This is a genomic window from Gottfriedia acidiceleris, from assembly GCF_002128425.1.
Taxonomy (GTDB): domain Bacteria; phylum Bacillota; class Bacilli; order Bacillales; family Bacillaceae_G; genus Gottfriedia; species Gottfriedia acidiceleris.
This window is the reverse complement of sequence record NZ_NESS01000017.1, coordinates 1-17203: the sequence shown is the minus strand read 5'-3', so window position 1 is coordinate 17203 and position 17203 is coordinate 1. Positions and strand designations below refer to the sequence as shown.

Genomic DNA, 17203 nt, shown 5'->3' with positions numbered 1-17203 from the left:
CGAATAACTTATTACCTACCCAAAAATTAATCCTTGATTTTCTATCGGAATACTATGATAATTTAGTAGTTATACTAGTATTTTTTCTTTGCTTTTTTCAAAGGTAAATAAATCAAAGAAAAGTTTTCATCTAGCCAATATATATGAAGGGGATAATGGAGATGAATCAAAAAGTAAGATATATTGCCTTATTTGTATTACTAACTACAAGCTTATTTGCTACAGCCTGTAGCAACAAATCGGCAGAAACAAAAACAGTTGCTCGATCAAAATCAACGAAACAGGTTGTGAATGTAACGCAAACAGCGGAGATTTCTACTTTAGACTCGACCTTGGCAACAGATTCTGTATCGATTTCCGCTATGAATAACGTTTTCGAGGGGTTATATCGAGTGGACAAAAATAATCGGCCGGAGCCAGCCTTAGCTAAGTCCTATACACTTGGCCCAGATAAAAAGACCTATACTTTCAAACTTCAGGATGCAAAGTGGTCCAATGGCGATCCTATTACGGCCGAAGACTTTGTATACGCTTGGAAACGTGCTGTAAATCCAGAAACAGGTGCAGAATATGCATACTTACTATATGATGTAAAAAATGCGAAAAAAATTAATGAAAAGCAGTTGCCAGTAGATGAACTAGGCGTTAAAGCAATTGATAATCATACATTGCAAGTTGAGTTGGAGAATCCGGTACCATATTTTATAGATTTAGTTTCTTCTACAACATTCTATCCATTGAACAAAAAGTTCGTGGAAGGACAAGGAAAAAAATTTGGTTCAGAAGCAAATGCTACACTATATAATGGTCCATTCATCGTAAAAAAATGGAATCATGAGCAGAACCTGCAACTTGTAAAAAATCCTAATTATTGGGATAAAGATAAAGTGAAACTGCAGGAAGTTAATATTAATGTCGTAAAAGATACTTCAACAGCAGTAAACTTATACACAACAAAGCAAATTGACCGTGTAGACTTGAGTGGTGATTTAGTAAATAAATACAAAAATGATGCAACCCTGAAAACTTATTTGAATGGCAGAACAAACTTCTTACGTTTAAATGAAAAAAATAAAATTTTAGCAAATCCTAATGCCAGAAAAGCAATTAGTTTAAGCATCGACAAAAAAGGAATTGCAGATGTTATTCTAAACAACGGCTCTGTACCTGCTGATTATCTAGTGCCTGAGGAATTAGCCTTTGGCCCAGATGGAAAAGATTTCAGGAAAACAACTTCTACATATGGCCATCTTGATATAAAAAAAGCAAAAGATTATTGGGAAAAAGCGAAAAATGAACTTGGTGTCACGAATGTAACATTAGAGTTGTTAAATTACGATGATGATAGTTCTAAACTGGTTGCAGAATATTTACAAGAGCAACTCGAGAAAAACTTAAGCGGATTAACGATTAATATCAAACAACAACCTAATGCTCAAAAATTGAAGCTAGAATCAGCTATGGATTATGATATCTCACTTTCTAGTTGGGGAGCCGACTACCCAGATCCAATGACTTATTTGGATATGTTCGTTACAAACGGTGCATTTAATCAAACCGGATACTCAAATCCGAAATATGATAATTTAATTAATCACGCTAAAACAGATTTGCTTTATAATTTGCCAAAACGTTGGGAAGCGTTGAAAGAAGCTGAGGAGATTTTGTTGAATGATGATGCAGTTGTGCCTCTATTCCAAAAAGGGACATCTTATCTTCAACGTCCATATTTGAAAGATTTCTATGTATATGGTCCTAATACTTATAAATATGCCTATATTGAAAAATAACAAACTTGTGTAGACAAAATTAGATATGAATGTGACCCTCATAGAGGTGTATTACTAGTAGTATAGTTAAACATATGAAATTGCTCGGCCATCAAAGTGGTCGAGCTTTTTTTCTTATTTAAATTATTTTAAAAGTATTTGTAGGTTTTTGTATTGTTTTGTAGGTTTGCATATAGAATTAGTTAAGCATTTAACTTAAATGTTTGAAAGCGTTAACAAGGGGGATTTATATGAAGAAATTTGGATTAGCTACGCAAATCTTTGTTGCTCTTATATTAGGTATAGTTGTAGGAGCATTAGTATACGGAAATGAAACGGCAATATCTTATATTCAACCGATTGGTGATATCTTTATTCATTTAATTAAAATGATTGTAATGCCAATTGTAATTTCAGCACTTGTAGTTGCCGTAGCAGGTGTAGGCGATATAAAGAAGTTAGGGAAACTTGGAGGAAAAACACTTCTTTATTTTGAGATCATTACGACAATTGCGCTTGGAATAGGATTGCTTGCAGCGAATTTATTCCACCCAGGTACAGGCGTAGATATGAGCCATCTACAAAAAGGTGATATTTCAGCTTATGAACAAACAGCAACTGCAACTCAACAAAGTGGCTTTGCAGAAACAATCGTTCATATCTTCCCAAAAAACGTGTTTGAATCTATGGCACAAGGTGATCTATTACCGATTATTTTCTTCTCTGTTTTATTCGGTTTAGGTGTAGCAGCGATTGGAGATAAAGGAAAGCCTGTTCTTGGATTTTTCGAAGGCGTTTTAGAAGCGATGTTTTGGGTTACAAATCAAGTTATGAAAACTGCTCCGTTTGGGGTATTCGCGTTAATTGCTGTAACAGTTGCAAAGTTTGGTGTAAGTACATTATTACCACTTGGTAAACTAGTATTAGCTGTTTATGTAACTGTGGCATTTTTTGCTATTGTTATTTTAGGTATTAATGCTAAAATGACAGGGACGAATATTTTTACACTTATGAAGATTTTAAAGGAAGAGCTGATTCTTTCTTTTACAACAGCAAGTTCGGAAGCAGTACTTCCAAACATTATGAAAAAAATGGAGCAAATGGGTTGTCCAAAAGCAATAGTATCTTTTGTTATACCGACAGGGTACTCGTTTAACTTAACAGGTTCAGCGATTTATCAAGCTCTTGCTGCATTATTTGTCGCTCAAATGTATAATGTACACATGTCTTTTATGGAGCAGATTACATTGTTATTTGTACTAATGCTGACATCAAAAGGTATGGCTGGTGTTCCTGGTGCATCGTTCGTAGTTGTACTGGCTACACTAGGTTCAATGGGATTACCTTTAGAAGGAATCGCATTAATTGCAGGTATTGATCGTATTTTAGATATGGTTCGTTCTGCAGTAAATGTATTAGGAAACTCATTGGCAGCTATTACGATGGCGAAATGGGAAGGCGAATACGATAAAGATAAAGCGCAACAATATATTAATTCTGTTAAGGAATCTAAAGTTGCGTAAAGATGGGAGAAAAAACAAATGGCGGCTACTGAAATTAAACCAAACATACGAATCGAAAAAGATTTTTTAGGGGAAAAAGAAATTCCAGCAGATGCTTATTATGGTGTCCAAACATTACGCGCAGTTGAAAATTTTCCGATTACTGGTTATAAAATTCACGAAGAGCTTATTAAAGCTTTAGCAATTGTAAAGAAGGCAGCTGCACTTGCTAATGTGGAAACAAAACGTCTTTATGAGGGAAATGGTAATGCAATTGCAGAGGCTGCTCAAGAAATTATTGAAGGTAAATGGCATGACCAGTTCATTGTTGACCCTATTCAAGGTGGCGCAGGTACATCAATGAACATGAATGCAAATGAAGTAATTGCGAATCGTGCACTTGAAATACTAGGTAAAGAAAAAGGTGACTATTTCTGTATTAGTCCAAATAGCCATGTAAATATGTCGCAGTCTACAAATGATGCATTCCCAACTGCAATTCATATCGCGACTTTAAATATGTTAGATAAATTATTAAATACAATAAATTATATGCGTGATGTATTTGAATTAAAGGCAAAAGAATTTGACCATGTTATTAAAATGGGCCGTACTCACTTACAGGATGCAGTACCAATTCGTTTAGGACAAGAATTCGAAGCATATTCTCGAGTACTTGGTCGTGACATAAAACGTATCGAACAATCTCGTCAGCACTTATATGAAGTAAATATGGGAGCTACAGCGGTTGGAACAGGTCTAAATGCAGATCCTCGTTACATTGAATTAGTTGTTAAGCATCTTGCTGAAATTAGCGGCTTATCACTTGTTGGAGCTGAGCATCTTGTTGACGCTACTCAAAATACTGATGCTTACACAGAAGTATCGGCTGCTCTAAAAGTATGTATGATGAATATGTCTAAAATTGCGAATGATTTACGTTTAATGGCTTCAGGTCCACGTGCAGGACTTGGTGAAATTTCATTACCAGCACGTCAACCTGGTTCATCTATTATGCCAGGTAAAGTAAACCCTGTAATGGCAGAAGTTATTAACCAAGTTGCATTCCAAGTAATCGGTAATGATCATACAATTTGTTTAGCGTCTGAAGCAGGACAATTAGAATTAAACGTTATGGAGCCTGTACTAGTATTTAATTTACTTCAATCAATTAACATTATGAATAATGCATTCCGTGCATTTACTGATAATTGTTTAAAAGGAATTGAAGCAAATGAAGACAGAATGAAAGAATATGTAGAAAAGAGCGTTGGTCTAATCACAGCGGTTAATCCACATATTGGTTATGAAGTTGCTGCAAGAATAGCGAGAGAAGCAATCCTAACAGGAAAGCCAATTCGTGAACTTTGCTTAAAATACGATGTATTATCAGAAGAAGAGCTTGATTTAATTTTAGATCCATTTGAAATGACTCACCCTGGTATTGCTGGTGCAGTTCTTTTAGAACGTCAATAAATCAGTCACTGCTGATAAACGCTCACTTTCTATGTTGCCTCGCCTGTTTTTCGGTGCTTATACTGCTATTTATGCAACTTTAGCGCCGCTTCTGGCGTCGTACATTGAAAGATAAGTGGTTTTTAATCAGTCTGACAATTATTAATTGCAAAGTGAAGGGCGAAAAGCCCTTTTTTGCTTAACTAAAAAAGATAAAAATATAGAAAAGGGATGGGATAACATGCATAAATTCAAGGTAGGTTCGAATGGAGAAGTGGAGACTACCTTGCGAGGTGCCGAATTATTAGGTGTGCCAATGCTTAATAAAGGAGTTGCATTTACTCAAGAGGAACGAAACGAACTAGGTTTAACAGGATTATTACCGCCAGCTGTACTGACGCTTGAAGAGCAAGCTAAACGAGCTTACGCGCAATTCTCGTCACAACCTACTGATTTGCATAAAAATGTTGCATTATCAGCTTTACATGATCGTAATGAAACATTATTTTATCGAGTACTAACTGATCACTTACCAGAAATGCTTCCGGTTGTTTATACGCCAACAGTTGGTTTAGCAATTCAACGTTATAGTCATGAATATAGAAGACCTCGTGGTTTGTATCTATCTATTAATGAAGAGGATGGTATTGTACAAGCATTTGATAATTATGGTGCAAATGCAGACGAAATTGATTTAATCGTTATTACTGACGGTGAAGGCATATTAGGAATTGGTGACTGGGGAGTTGGCGGTATTAATATCGCAATTGGTAAATTAGCGGTATATACAGCTGCTGCAGGTATTGATCCTGCACGAGTATTGCCAGTCGTTTTAGATGTAGGTACTGATCGCGAAGAGCTACTAAATAATCCATTTTATGTTGGAAACCGTCATCCTCGCGTTCGCGATAGTCGATATGATGCGTTCATTGATAAGTTTGTAACAACTGCTGTAGAGAAATTCCCAAATGCATTACTACATTGGGAGGATTTTAGTTCTAAAAATGCACGAAATATATTAGATAAGTACCGTCACCAAGTTTGTACTTTCAATGATGATATTCAAGGTACAGGAGCAGTATCACTTGCCGCTGTGCTAGCAGCAGTGAATGCATCTGGTATTCCATTAAGTGAACATCGAGTAGTTGTATTCGGTGCAGGAGCAGCTGGTATTGGAATTGCAGATCAAGTACGTGATGCAATGGTACGTGAAGGTCTTTCATTCGAATTAGCAAACCGCAGATTTTGGTGCATAGACCGAAATGGATTGCTTTCAGAGGATATGGAAGGATTGTTCGACTTCCAACAACCGTATGCGCGTCCAACTGAAGAAAATAAATCAGGTGCAAGCTTAGCAGAAGTTGTAAGCCAAGTTCATCCTACTATCTTAATTGGTACTTCAACTGTTGCCGGTGCATTCACAGAAGAGATTGTGAAAGATATGGCAGCACATGTTGAAAGACCTGTAATTTTACCGATGTCAAATCCTACACCACTTGCAGAAGCAAAACCTTCTGATTTAATTAAGTGGACTGAAGGAAGAGCACTGGTAGCAACAGGAAGTCCTTTTGCTCCAGTAACATATAACAAAACGGTTTATGTAATTGGTCAATCAAATAACGCTCTTATTTTCCCGGGCTTAGGACTCGGAACAAATGTTTCACGCGCAAGTATTATTACAGATGGAATGTTTGCAGCGGCTGCAGAAGCTGTAGCGGAAATGATCGATGTAAGTAAATTAGGCGCACCTTTACTACCTCAAATCGAAAATCTACGTACAATTTCAGAAGTAGTTGCGATTGAAGTAGCAAAAGCAGCAGTTGCAGACGGGGTAGCTCGAGTAGTACACGACGATATTGAGCAAGCTGTACGAAACGCAATGTGGGAGCCTGCTTATCGACCTATTAAAGCGACAAAAGAATTGGTTACTATATAAAAATAAAAAATACAGCTTGTATCATCAAGCTGTATTTTCTTATGAAATTTAGTAGTTTGGAGGAACATTGTGTTAATAACAACAAGGCGATATACTAGTAGCAAAAATCAGGAAGTGACGGATTTGAAATCTAAAGGACTGCAAAGTAAAGATTTTTGGATTGTTATTGCACTTATGGTTCTTGTTCCGATAGCGGGTGAACTGAACTTTCATCCATTTGATAATATATTTCGCGTGAGTTTTGGAACCCCTATATTCTTCTTTTCTTTATTGTATTTTAGGAATTATCATTCTGTTGTAATAGGGCTGTTAATAGGCATATCTGTCTTTGTATTCCGTGTTGGACTAGATTGGTTAGTATTGTCAGATTTTAATCTTGCTTCATCTTTTTCGGTTAGATTTCCTACTTTCTTATATTATTTTTCATATTCCGTTTTATTTTATTTAATAAAGGTGAATCGGTTTCAGCATCCTTTGCTAATAGGGATATTCGGTATTACGATTGAGATCACTTCTAGCTTAATCGAATTAATACTTCAACTATATGGAATGGGATCTACACTGACTGTAGAAGAGTTAAACAAAATTATTATTATTGCTGTGTTTAGAAGCTTTTTTGTATTAGCATTTATCAATATGATGAAACTTTACGAGCTAAAACTGAAGGAATCACAAACTCGTAAAGAGAATGAAAATATGCTTATGCATTTATCTAATTTGTATGTAGAGTCTGTATATTTGAAAAAAACGCTACAAAATGCCGAAACGATAACAAAAGAATCCTACAATTTATATCGAGACATGAGTAAGTATAAACAGGATTTAGGAGTTCCAATTGAAAATTGGGGGAACAAATCTCTAAGGATCGCAGGAGAGGTACATGAAATAAAAAAGGATAACCAAAGAATTTTCGCGGGACTTTCTAAACTTATTACAAGTGAAAGTTTACCTGAATATATGAGTGTAAATGATTTAGTAACAATGATTGTCCGAATTAATCAAAAATATGCAGGCATGCTTGGAAAGAAAATTGAGTTTGTTTCTCAAATAAAGGGACAACATCCGCACTATCATATTTATCTAATGCTATCATTTATTAATAACTTAGTTGCGAACGCAGTTGAAGCTATAGAGGATAAAGGGAAAATTCTCTTATCAATAGAAAGAGTTGAAGATTGGATTGAATGTAAGGTTATTGATAATGGCCCTGGAGTTCCGTCAAAATATATGAAGCTTATTTTTAAACCTGGATTTACTTCTAAATATAGTGATGATGGAACCCCATCTACAGGAATTGGTTTATCCTATATCAAAGAAATGGCAGAAGAATTGGGAGGAGAAGTTATTCTCAGTCAAAAAGAGAGTGAATGTATTTTTACGATCCGACTACCAATTGAAGTTCTCGTCCTAGAAAGGGTGAATTTATGAATTTTTATATCACAGATGATGATGAAGTCTTTCGATCGATGTTGTCTCAAATTATAGAAGATGAAGAGTTAGGAGAAGTTGTTGGTGAGGCGGAAGATGGCTACTTTTTAGATGCAAATACGCTTGAAATAAATCATGTAGATATTTTATTTATAGACTTATTAATGCCCCTCCAGGACGGTATAGAGACAATTCGTAGAATGGGACCTTCATTCAAAGGAAAAATTATTATGATTTCACAAGTTGAATCGAAAGAATTAATTGGAGAAGCGTATTCTTTTGGTATTGAATATTACATTACTAAGCCATTGAATAAAATTGAAGTGATTTCGGTCGTTAGAAAGGTTTTGGAGCGAATTCGACTAGAGCGGTCGATTCTTGATATTCAAAAGTCATTAAGTAATGTTTTTGATGTAAATTCAATAAATCAACATAAGCCAATGTCTGATAAAAAGAAAATTACGGACTGGGGACAGGTTCTATTATCGGAGCTAGGCATAGCTGGAGAAAATGGGAGCAAGGATTTGCTGGATATGCTCAATTACTTATATGAATACGAAACGAATTTTGGTCTAGAGGCAGGATTTCCTACTTTAAAGGATATATACACTCACATCAGTTTAAAAAAGCTAGGAATTGTAAATTCTAGCGAAGACGTTGAGCGGGAAAGGAAATCATCTGAACAAAGAGTTCGTAGAGCAATCTATCAATCATTAAACCATATGGCATCAATAGGACTAACAGATTTTGCGAACCCTAAATTCGAAAACTATGCTTCTAAGTTTTTTGATTTTGAAACAGTTCGTCAAAGAATGAGTGAATTGAAGCAAGCATCATTGACTTCATCAACACATACTCGAATTAATGCAAAGAAATTTATACAAGTTTTATACTTTGAATCTAAACAGCTTTTAGTTGAAAGATATTAAACTAAATATTATTAGGCCCTCAGCAATATGTTTGAGGGGCTTTTTTGTATGTGATTACTTTCAGGAATAAACTAAATTGTTTACTCATATTTTAAAATAGAGAAAATTAAAAAAATCTAATAATTCATTACCGATTTGGAGCATATGAGAATTTTAAAAGAATAAAATAATATACCTTTATAAAATTTACCTACGGCCCTCTACGTTAGGGGTGATGTAAATTGGGCTTGATCGACTGGATAATGGGAAAAATGAATTTTCAATCTAGCACTAGTTCTTTTGAGTTATTAAATGATGAAGGGGATGGCCAATTAACATTAGGCGATACATTATTTAAGAATGATGTCATCAGGGCATGTATTAGACCTAAAGCCAATGCAATTGGAAAACTAAAAGTAACCCATGTTAGAGAAAATAACAGAGAATGCAAGATAAACCCTGATCCTTGGGTTTTTAATGTACTTCAAGAACCAAATCCATTTATGTCTAGGCAATTACTTTTAGAGAAAATGGTAACTCAGCTTGACTTAAATAGTAATGCGTTTGCTTTTATAAAGCGAAATGATTTTGGATATCCAACCGCTATTTTTCCTATTCCTTGTACGAAAGTGGAAGTGCTCGAAAATAATCAAGGTTTGATATTTTTAAAATTCACATTCAAAACTAAAAATGTACTAATTTTACCATATAGCGATATCATTCATTTAAGACAAGATTTTAATAGCAATGACCTATTTGGTACGCCCCCATATGATCCTTTACTTCCGTTATTAGAAGTGATTGATTCTGTAGATGACAGTATCGTCGAAAATGTAAGCAACAATCGCTTTATGAATTGGTTATTGAACTTTAAGGAAACTCTAGATCAAGAAGATATGATTAAGAATACGAATGAATTTGTAAACAATTATATGAAATTTACAGGTGATGGTGTAAAAGCAGGTTTTTCAGAGCCAACGTATGATTTAGAACAAGTATCACCAAATGACTATACACCGGAAGCGGAACGAACGAATGGTACGATAAAACGAATCTATAGTTTTTTTAATACGAACGAAAATATAGTTCAAAGTACTTTTAATGAGGATCAATGGAATACGTATAATGAAGCCGTAATTAATCCTTTAATTATCCAGCTAAATAATGAATTTACACGTAAATTCTTCACTCCTGCGGAACGAAAAAATGGTAATCGGATCGTTTTTGAAGCATCTAACTTAGAATTTGCATCAATCGCAACAAAATTAGCATTTTCAGTTATGGTAGAACGAGCTTCTTTAACTCCTAATGAATGGCGTTCTTTAATGGGGATTGGGCCAATCGAGAGAGGTAATGTGCCACTTCTAAATACAAGTACTGCCCCAATCGACCAAAAAGAAAGAGACCGAGAATTTGAATTACGTGTTGAACGAGAAAAGAAACGAGAAGAAGAAATTGAAAGATGTAGACAAGAATGTAGGGAAGAATGCAAAAAACTTAATGAATTTTGTATGGAACAACAAAAGAAGCTTTTAGAAAAAACAGAAACTGATGATAAAACTAGTTAATAAAATTAGGGCTTTTAACTATTTATAGTTAGGCTTTTTTTTTTCAGTAAATAGTATAGATCATATAGATAGGATACTTGTCCGAACACTTTTTTTCGTTGGTACATATAGTAAAGTAATAGCTAATATTAAACCAATTTATGGAGTTGTTTATATGTTTGAAAAAGATGCGATTATTACCCTATTAGGTAGTTCCGGCGGAGTAGCAAAGGCAGTACTTTCTATATTTAATAAAGCGGCGAATGATCAAAATGATCCGATCCACAAGCTAATGAAAAATGCCAGGTTTCATTTAATTGATTTGAAACAGAAAGACTTAACATATTTTGAAAAAATTATTCCTAACCTAATAGAAAAAGTTACGTTTCATGAGATGAATGTTAATAATATTGATTTAATGAAAAAACATCTCATAGAGAGTAATACAGTTATTGTAGTTGATGTTTCTAGAGCGGATTCTGTTGAAATGTTACGATGTTGTAATGAGTTTGGTGTTAAGTATGTCAACACAGCTTTAGAAAGTGAAATAGTAGATGAAGATGTTAGTACTGGGTTCCCACTAAAAGAACGTTTACGTATCTTCGAAGAAAATAAACGAAAGTTTAAAAATACTACAGCAATTATTGGTTCAGGTATGAATCCTGGAATTGTGCAATGGATGGCAATCGATTTAATGAACCAATTCCCTTCCGAAAAACCTCTTGCATGTTACATTGTTGAACATGATAACTCTTTTTATGAAAACCCTTCTTTAGCTCAAAAAGAAACGATTTACACCACTTGGTCCCCAGATTGTTTCCTAGAAGAAGCAGTCACGAGCTATCCTATGTTCGTTAAAGAAAATATTCCAATCTTCTTGTATGATGATGTTTATTCTGTTGAATTTAAAGTTACATTGGGTGAAAAAGTCTTTTATGGTTGTCTAATGCCACATGAAGAAGTATTTATTATTGGCAAATTGTTCAACTTAGAAAGTGGTTTTGTGTATCGTGTTAATGAGCATACAACAAATCTAATTAGAGATAATTTAAAAAACACTGACGAAATATTGGGTTTTGATAAAAAGCTTCTAGATCCTTCAACAGCTCCATTGGTAGGAGAGGACGTAGTTGGAGTATTACTTGTGTACGAAGATAAAGAGCGCTATATCTATAATGTTATGAACAATAAAGATTCATTCGCTAATTACGGTACAAATGCAACCTATCTTCAGGTAGCGTGTGGAGTTTATGCAGGAGTTGCAAGTTTATTCTTGGATACAGTAGAAAATGGTGCCTACTTTGTAGATGAATTAATATTAAATACAAATACTAAATATGGACATTATTTAAAATATCATATGACTCAGTTTGTATATGGAGAAAATGAAAAAAGTGATGGATTACTTTTACAAAGAATGAAATCATATAATAATTAAAAATATGAAAGAGGGGAATAGAGTGCTTCAAAGACCCCTCTTTTTTATGATTTAAGAAAGAGAAGATATTTAAAAAGCCCTAAAATAATGCATTTTTAATTCAAAATTAATACAATTTTTCTATTATATAAAATCTATGTTTTTTATGAAAATTATTATTTTTTTATGGAAGAAATTAAGTATGTAGTTTTTGAATGAAGCACCCCTTTTCGTCTTAGACTATGGCTACGGGGAGGTTTCATCATGAATCTTATAACAAATTTCCGAGAAAAAAGAAGAGCAAAGCAAATTACATTTGAAAAAAGCTTATTAAAAGAATTAAAAATAATGCAATTAAAAGCCCAATTAAAGGATTCATTTTCCTACTGTATAGACGCAGACATTAACCAAAGAAAAGCAAGAGAAGATTACTGTTTAGAGTTAGCGGTAGAAACATACTTATTGGGTGCAAGATATAGCCGATTTGGTTTTTATGGTGAACCAATCGAGAATGTTAAAAGAAGATCAGCTAAAGAATCAGAATGGTTAGCTTATTTATTTTATTCTTCAGTATTTGGTCGTAAGGATGATATTCAAACAGAACCATTTGACCGTTGTAAATCTTTTTTAAATAATTGGTGGTTAGATGGATATGTAAAAGGAGAAAGAAGACACAGACTTCGTTTATCAAAGTAAGTCATATTCTTCCTAGTTGTCCCATATATTTTTTATAGGACAATCAGGGGGAGAAAAAATGAAAAGATGGCATTTAATCGTTATCATTGTAACCTTTGTTTTTTTGATTTTGAGTATACCTTTATTACAAAAGACTTCAAAGACCTGGAATTTTAGAGGACTACCTCTAGATGGAAAAGTGATTGTTTTGGATGCAGGACATGGTGGACCAGATGGAGGTGCTTCAGGTGGAGATGTTATTGAAAAAGTTGTTGCTCTATCAATAACAAACAAACTGAGGGATTATTTACAAGGTCAAGGTGCAACGGTTATTATGACAAGAGATGGAGATTACGATTTAGCAGAGGATGGAATGAAAGGATATAGTAGAAGAAAAAGCGTTGATTTAAGGAAAAGGGTAGAAATTATTAATGGATCGAACGCAGACTTATACATATCAATTCATTTAAACTCCTTACCAAGAACATCTTCAAAAGGTGCACAAACATTCTTTTATGGTTCATTGATTGAAAATGAGCGATTTGCAAAATACGTCCAAGCAGAGTTAAGAGAAAGTCTAAATAATACTCATCGATTAGCGAAAATTATTAATCATGTTTATTTAATGAAATATTCAAAAGTACCAGGAGCGCTTGTAGAAGTAGGATTTTTATCAAATTATGAAGAAAGTCAGCAGCTAAGGGATGAAGAATATCAAGATAAACTTGCTGCAGCTATATATAGAGGGGTTATTAGATACTATACAGATAAAAATGAACCGCCGAATTAATCGGTGTTTCAAACTATTGCAAACGCACGCTTTCTTTGTTATTTCGTCTGCTTGCGGTAAATCTGCTTTTTTACAGATTTCGTGCCTTGAAAGACAAATGTTTTCAATTTGTTTGGAATCATATATTTTGGACTTCGTCTGTGATAAGAACCGCCGAGTAAATCGGTGGTTTTCATTTTTTCTAACTAATTAATGTTACTTAGGACTAACTATGTTACATGTGTTATACTATTTAGTATATTAAGATAACGAGGTGTAAAGATGCTTACCAATGATCAAGTATTATCACTTTTAGGTACAATTAACGAGCCATTTTTAAATAAATCATTAGTCGAATTAGATGCTGTTAAAGAAATTTCGATAAAAGAAGAGAAGAAACATGTAAGCGTTAAAATTGCATTATTAAAAACGGGTACAGCTGAACAAATGCAAATTCAGACACAAATTGTTCAGTTATTGAAGCAAAACGGTGCTGATACAGTTGGAATTCGATTTACTGAATTTACAGAAGAGGAAAAAAGTCAGTTTATTGAAGACAACCAAGAAAACTCATCACTTTCATTATTAGATAATAAAAAAGTACAATTTTTAGCGATCGCAAGTGGAAAAGGTGGAGTCGGAAAATCAACTGTTTCGGTGAACTTAGCAGTTGCTTTAGCAAGATTAGGTAAAAAAGTAGGTATTATTGATGCTGATATTTATGGCTTTAGTGTACCTGATATGATGGGAATTACGACAAGACCAGTGATCAGAGGTGAACGTATCATTCCAGTTGATCGTTTTGGAGTAAAAGTCATTTCAATGGGATTCTTTGTAGAAGATAATTCACCAATTATTTGGAGAGGTCCGATGCTTGGTAAAATGCTACAACAGTTCTTCACAGAAGTTGAATGGGGAGATTTAGACTATTTATTACTAGATTTACCACCTGGTACTGGAGATGTAGCGTTAGATGTTCATAGTATGTTACCATCTTGTAAGGAAATAATTGTTACGACACCACATCCTACAGCTTCAATTGTTGCAGCTAGAGCGGGAGTAATGGCATTAAAAACAAACCATGAAATTATTGGTGTTGTAGAAAATATGAGTTACTTTGAAAGTAAGAAAACTGGCGAAAAAGAGTATGTTTTTGGTAAAGGTGGAGGAGAAAGGCTTGCAAAAGAGCTTCAAACAACTCTATTAGGACAATTACCTTTACAGCAGCCTGATTGGGATGAAGAGGACTTTGCTCCTTCAATATACGATAAAGATCACCCGACTGGTAAAATCTATACGTCGATTGCTAAGCAAGTAGTCGAAAAAATCGTATTAAATAAATAATAAACAATACCCTTTTAATTTGTATGCTTGTTTTTTTGTTAGTAATGGTTATCGTATAACCATATCTAATATTTAGACATGAATTAAATTATTAGGGTATTTATATTGATTAAATAGTTAATAAAGTTTTATATGAATCGTGAATTTTAGAAGAAAAGCAGAAGCTTTGTGAAAACGGGGGATTAAGAAACGAATGACGAGTCGGAAATTGGTTCGATTATTTTTAACAACATTACTAGTTGGTGGAATCGCAACAATCGTAACGGGTATTCTTTATGGGTATAAAGAGTATTTAGGTTACATACAAGATGTTAGATTAATAAAATTACTAGTTGAAGTATCATTTTTATTTATATTGGGATTAGTATTCAGTGCAGTAAGTCAGATGGGGTTCTTTGCATATTTGACAATACATCGATTTGGATTAGGCCTATTTAAGTCATTATGGAATACAGTTCAAATTGTATTAATCGTGTTAGCTTTATTTGATTTAGCTTATTTTCGATTTAAAGAGTATGCTCAAGGGGAGGCTTTTACTGTCTATTTAATTTTCCCAATAGTGCTTTTTATTGGTAGTTTGATTGTCTCTTATATAAAAATGAAAGAAACAAACAAAGGGGCGTTTATTCCAGCTTTATTTTTTATGATTGTCGTTACAATAGTGGAATGGGTCCCTGCATTAAGACAAAATGATCTTTCATGGTTAATTCTAATGTTAGTACCGTTATTTGTTTGTAATATGTATCAGTTATTAACTTTACACAAAATACTAAAAAAATAATTTTTCGAAAATGGTGGCAAACGCGCTACCAGTATAAAAGTTAAAAGCTAAGAGAAAGTTCTCTTAGCTTTTTTTATATATAAAAGGTAGCGGAGAAAAAATCGACATAGTTTCCTATTTAGTGTTATGATCCACGCCTCTGTTCCACTTAAAGCTCGCCAATCAACGAGTTTTCTTTATTTTACAATTTTAATATTTGTTTTAGTATTAGATATCATTTGAGAAACAGTTACGTTTTGATATCCTTCGTCTTTTAAGTATGACCAAATTAATGGCAATGCTTTTGGCGTTTGAAGTGCCGAATCACTTGCATGAAGCAAAATGATGTCTCCCGGATCAGTATTATTTTCTACACTTTTAACAATTTTATTTGTTCCAGGATTTCTCCAGTCTTCAGTATTAATACTCCAATGAATCACTGAAAGATTGTTCCGTGCAGCAAGCTTTATAACTTCTTTATTATATTCGCCATTTGGTGGTCTAAATAACTTAACGTCTTTTACACCTAAACGATTAAATACTTCGGCTGAATTATTTAAATCTCTTTGCATTTCAACTGGAGTTAGTTGGGTGTAGCTTTTATAACGATACCCAAGTGTCCCAATCTCGTGACCTTGCTTAACTATTGTTTCAACAATCTCTGGATGTCGTTCAGCCCATGATGCGGATAAGAAAAAAGTTGCATTCGTAATTTTTTGATTACGTAATACATCCAAAACTTTAAGTACATTTTCATCGCCCCAGCTTATATCAAAAGTAAGAGCCACATTTTTTTGTGAGGCATCGCCTTTGTAAATTGCCATTGGCCCCTTATTTGTTGAAAAAGTTGAAAATGTTTTAGGTGCTTGTATATAAACTAAGCAAGCTGTGAAAAATGCAATAATAGTAATTAAAGAAAATTGCTTTAATTTTCTTTTTGATGTGATGTAAAAGTAAAAAAGCATAAAATCGCCTTCTTTCTTGTCCAAGTTCTTATATAAAGGATATGAGATTAAGCAAGCTTGTATGCTATAAAACGAAATGATTAAATGTTTTAAGTATTAGAACAATAAAATTCAGATTTTCTTAAAATCGTATAAAGATGAAAGTAACATGGAGTTGTTTATATGTTTGGAATACTTCTAAATAAAGAGCATGTATTAGAGATCGAATCGCTCATAATACGATCGCTATATGAATTAGATAAAGAGTTATCATCGCATAATTTAAATGAAAGAGTTAAAAATGAAATAGTCCAAAAGAAGAAAATATTATATGAAGTGTATAATAGATTACCGCTATGGGAGGAGACACATAAATAATAAATAATGGTGTAGATCGAGTAAAGACAACATTGCTTCTCACTCACGCAATCATATAGAGCTTGTTGAACTAGTCCATGAAAAAGATTTTTAAAAAATATCAAATTATGTATTGACGTTTTATTTAGATGCGTGTTATATTATTTCTTGTCTTCAACGACAACAAAAACTGACTTCAACACACTTAAATAAAAGTTTTAAAAAATGTTGACAGGCTATATTACAAAATGGTAATATTAAAAAGTCGCTTACGAGCGACAAAGTGAACTTTGAAAACTAAACAAAACATGAAGTAAACGTCAATTATTAGTTTTTTGAGCAATACAAGATTTAAACTTAACTTTTATGGAGAGTTTGATCCTGGCTCAGGA

General features: G+C 33.6%; 14 protein-coding genes. 13 read left to right on the top strand and 1 reads right to left on the bottom strand.

From position 1 onward, the window contains the following. The first annotated feature begins 161 nt into the window (after positions 1 to 161). The 12 genes from B6K90_RS20450 to B6K90_RS20395 all read left to right on the top strand — a co-directional run bounded on the left by B6K90_RS20450 (position 162) and on the right by B6K90_RS20395 (position 15531). Positions 162 to 1790 (top strand): peptide ABC transporter substrate-binding protein, encoded by a 1629-nt coding sequence (locus B6K90_RS20450; RefSeq protein WP_088014591.1) that lies wholly within the window; start codon positions 162 to 164, stop codon positions 1788 to 1790. A gap of 230 nt (positions 1791 to 2020) precedes the next feature. Further along, positions 2021 to 3292, top strand: a complete 1272-nt coding sequence (locus tag B6K90_RS20445; RefSeq protein WP_088014590.1) for a cation:dicarboxylate symporter family transporter — start codon at positions 2021 to 2023, stop codon at positions 3290 to 3292. Positions 3293 to 3310: 18 nt separating this feature from the next. Then, positions 3311 to 4747, top strand: coding sequence for an aspartate ammonia-lyase (gene aspA / locus B6K90_RS20440; RefSeq protein ID WP_088014589.1), 1437 nt, complete (start codon positions 3311 to 3313; stop codon positions 4745 to 4747). 220 nt (positions 4748 to 4967) lie between these two features. Then, complete coding sequence (locus B6K90_RS20435) at positions 4968 to 6662, top strand: NAD-dependent malic enzyme (RefSeq protein ID WP_139840773.1); 1695 nt, start codon at positions 4968 to 4970, stop codon at positions 6660 to 6662. A gap of 174 nt (positions 6663 to 6836) precedes the next feature. Further along, entirely contained in the window at positions 6837 to 8090 is a 1254-nt protein-coding gene (locus B6K90_RS20430; RefSeq protein ID WP_088014632.1) for an ATP-binding protein, read from the top strand. Further along, positions 8087 to 9019 (top strand): response regulator, encoded by a 933-nt coding sequence (locus B6K90_RS20425; RefSeq protein WP_088014588.1) that lies wholly within the window; start codon positions 8087 to 8089, stop codon positions 9017 to 9019. Before B6K90_RS20430 ends, B6K90_RS20425 begins: the two co-directional genes overlap by 4 nt. Positions 9020 to 9240: 221 nt before the next feature. Beyond that, a complete protein-coding gene (locus tag B6K90_RS20420) occupies positions 9241 to 10566 on the top strand; it encodes a phage portal protein (RefSeq protein ID WP_088014587.1) in 1326 nt (441 codons plus the stop codon). A 154-nt stretch (positions 10567 to 10720) separates the two neighbouring features. Next, positions 10721 to 11983: a saccharopine dehydrogenase family protein gene (locus tag B6K90_RS20415; protein ID WP_088014586.1), complete on the top strand. Its 1263-nt coding sequence runs from the start codon at positions 10721 to 10723 to the stop codon at positions 11981 to 11983. 243 nt (positions 11984 to 12226) lie between these two features. Beyond that, complete coding sequence (locus B6K90_RS20410) at positions 12227 to 12658, top strand: DUF2521 family protein (RefSeq protein ID WP_088014585.1); 432 nt, start codon at positions 12227 to 12229, stop codon at positions 12656 to 12658. 58 nt (positions 12659 to 12716) lie between these two features. Further along, the gene (gene cwlD, locus B6K90_RS20405; protein ID WP_088014584.1) at positions 12717 to 13427 is read left to right on the top strand and encodes an N-acetylmuramoyl-L-alanine amidase CwlD; all 711 of its coding nucleotides are present in this window, start codon (positions 12717 to 12719) and stop codon (positions 13425 to 13427) included. Between the two features lie 261 nt (positions 13428 to 13688). Next, positions 13689 to 14750: an Mrp/NBP35 family ATP-binding protein gene (locus B6K90_RS20400; RefSeq protein ID WP_088014583.1), complete on the top strand. Its 1062-nt coding sequence runs from the start codon at positions 13689 to 13691 to the stop codon at positions 14748 to 14750. Between the two features lie 193 nt (positions 14751 to 14943). Next, a complete protein-coding gene (locus B6K90_RS20395; protein WP_088014582.1) occupies positions 14944 to 15531 on the top strand; it encodes a KinB-signaling pathway activation protein in 588 nt (195 codons plus the stop codon). Between the two features lie 176 nt (positions 15532 to 15707). Here the strand turns inward: B6K90_RS20395 and pdaB are convergent, their stop codons facing one another. Then, positions 15708 to 16475 (bottom strand): polysaccharide deacetylase family sporulation protein PdaB, encoded by a 768-nt coding sequence (pdaB, locus tag B6K90_RS20390; protein ID WP_088014581.1) that lies wholly within the window; start codon positions 16473 to 16475, stop codon positions 15708 to 15710. Positions 16476 to 16637: 162 nt separating this feature from the next. Between pdaB and B6K90_RS20385 the strand changes: the two genes are divergently transcribed. Beyond that, positions 16638 to 16832 carry a hypothetical protein gene (locus tag B6K90_RS20385; protein ID WP_088014580.1) on the top strand — a complete coding sequence of 65 codons (195 nt, stop codon included), beginning with the start codon at positions 16638 to 16640 and terminating at the stop codon, positions 16830 to 16832. The last annotated feature ends 371 nt before the right edge of the window (positions 16833 to 17203 follow it).

Coding starts and splice junctions, on each gene's coding strand:
- B6K90_RS20450 (WP_088014591.1), top strand. CDS start 162: ATGAATCAAAAAGTAAGATATATTGCCTTATTTGTATTACTAACTACA.
- B6K90_RS20445 (WP_088014590.1), top strand. CDS start 2,021: ATGAAGAAATTTGGATTAGCTACGCAAATCTTTGTTGCTCTTATATTA.
- aspA (WP_088014589.1), top strand. CDS start 3,311: ATGGCGGCTACTGAAATTAAACCAAACATACGAATCGAAAAAGATTTT.
- B6K90_RS20435 (WP_139840773.1), top strand. CDS start 4,968: ATGCATAAATTCAAGGTAGGTTCGAATGGAGAAGTGGAGACTACCTTG.
- B6K90_RS20430 (WP_088014632.1), top strand. CDS start 6,837: ATGGTTCTTGTTCCGATAGCGGGTGAACTGAACTTTCATCCATTTGAT.
- B6K90_RS20425 (WP_088014588.1), top strand. CDS start 8,087: ATGAATTTTTATATCACAGATGATGATGAAGTCTTTCGATCGATGTTG.
- B6K90_RS20415 (WP_088014586.1), top strand. CDS start 10,721: ATGTTTGAAAAAGATGCGATTATTACCCTATTAGGTAGTTCCGGCGGA.
- B6K90_RS20410 (WP_088014585.1), top strand. CDS start 12,227: ATGAATCTTATAACAAATTTCCGAGAAAAAAGAAGAGCAAAGCAAATT.
- cwlD (WP_088014584.1), top strand. CDS start 12,717: ATGAAAAGATGGCATTTAATCGTTATCATTGTAACCTTTGTTTTTTTG.
- B6K90_RS20400 (WP_088014583.1), top strand. CDS start 13,689: ATGCTTACCAATGATCAAGTATTATCACTTTTAGGTACAATTAACGAG.
- B6K90_RS20395 (WP_088014582.1), top strand. CDS start 14,944: ATGACGAGTCGGAAATTGGTTCGATTATTTTTAACAACATTACTAGTT.
- pdaB (WP_088014581.1), bottom strand. CDS start 16,475: ATGCTTTTTTACTTTTACATCACATCAAAAAGAAAATTAAAGCAATTT.
- B6K90_RS20385 (WP_088014580.1), top strand. CDS start 16,638: ATGTTTGGAATACTTCTAAATAAAGAGCATGTATTAGAGATCGAATCG.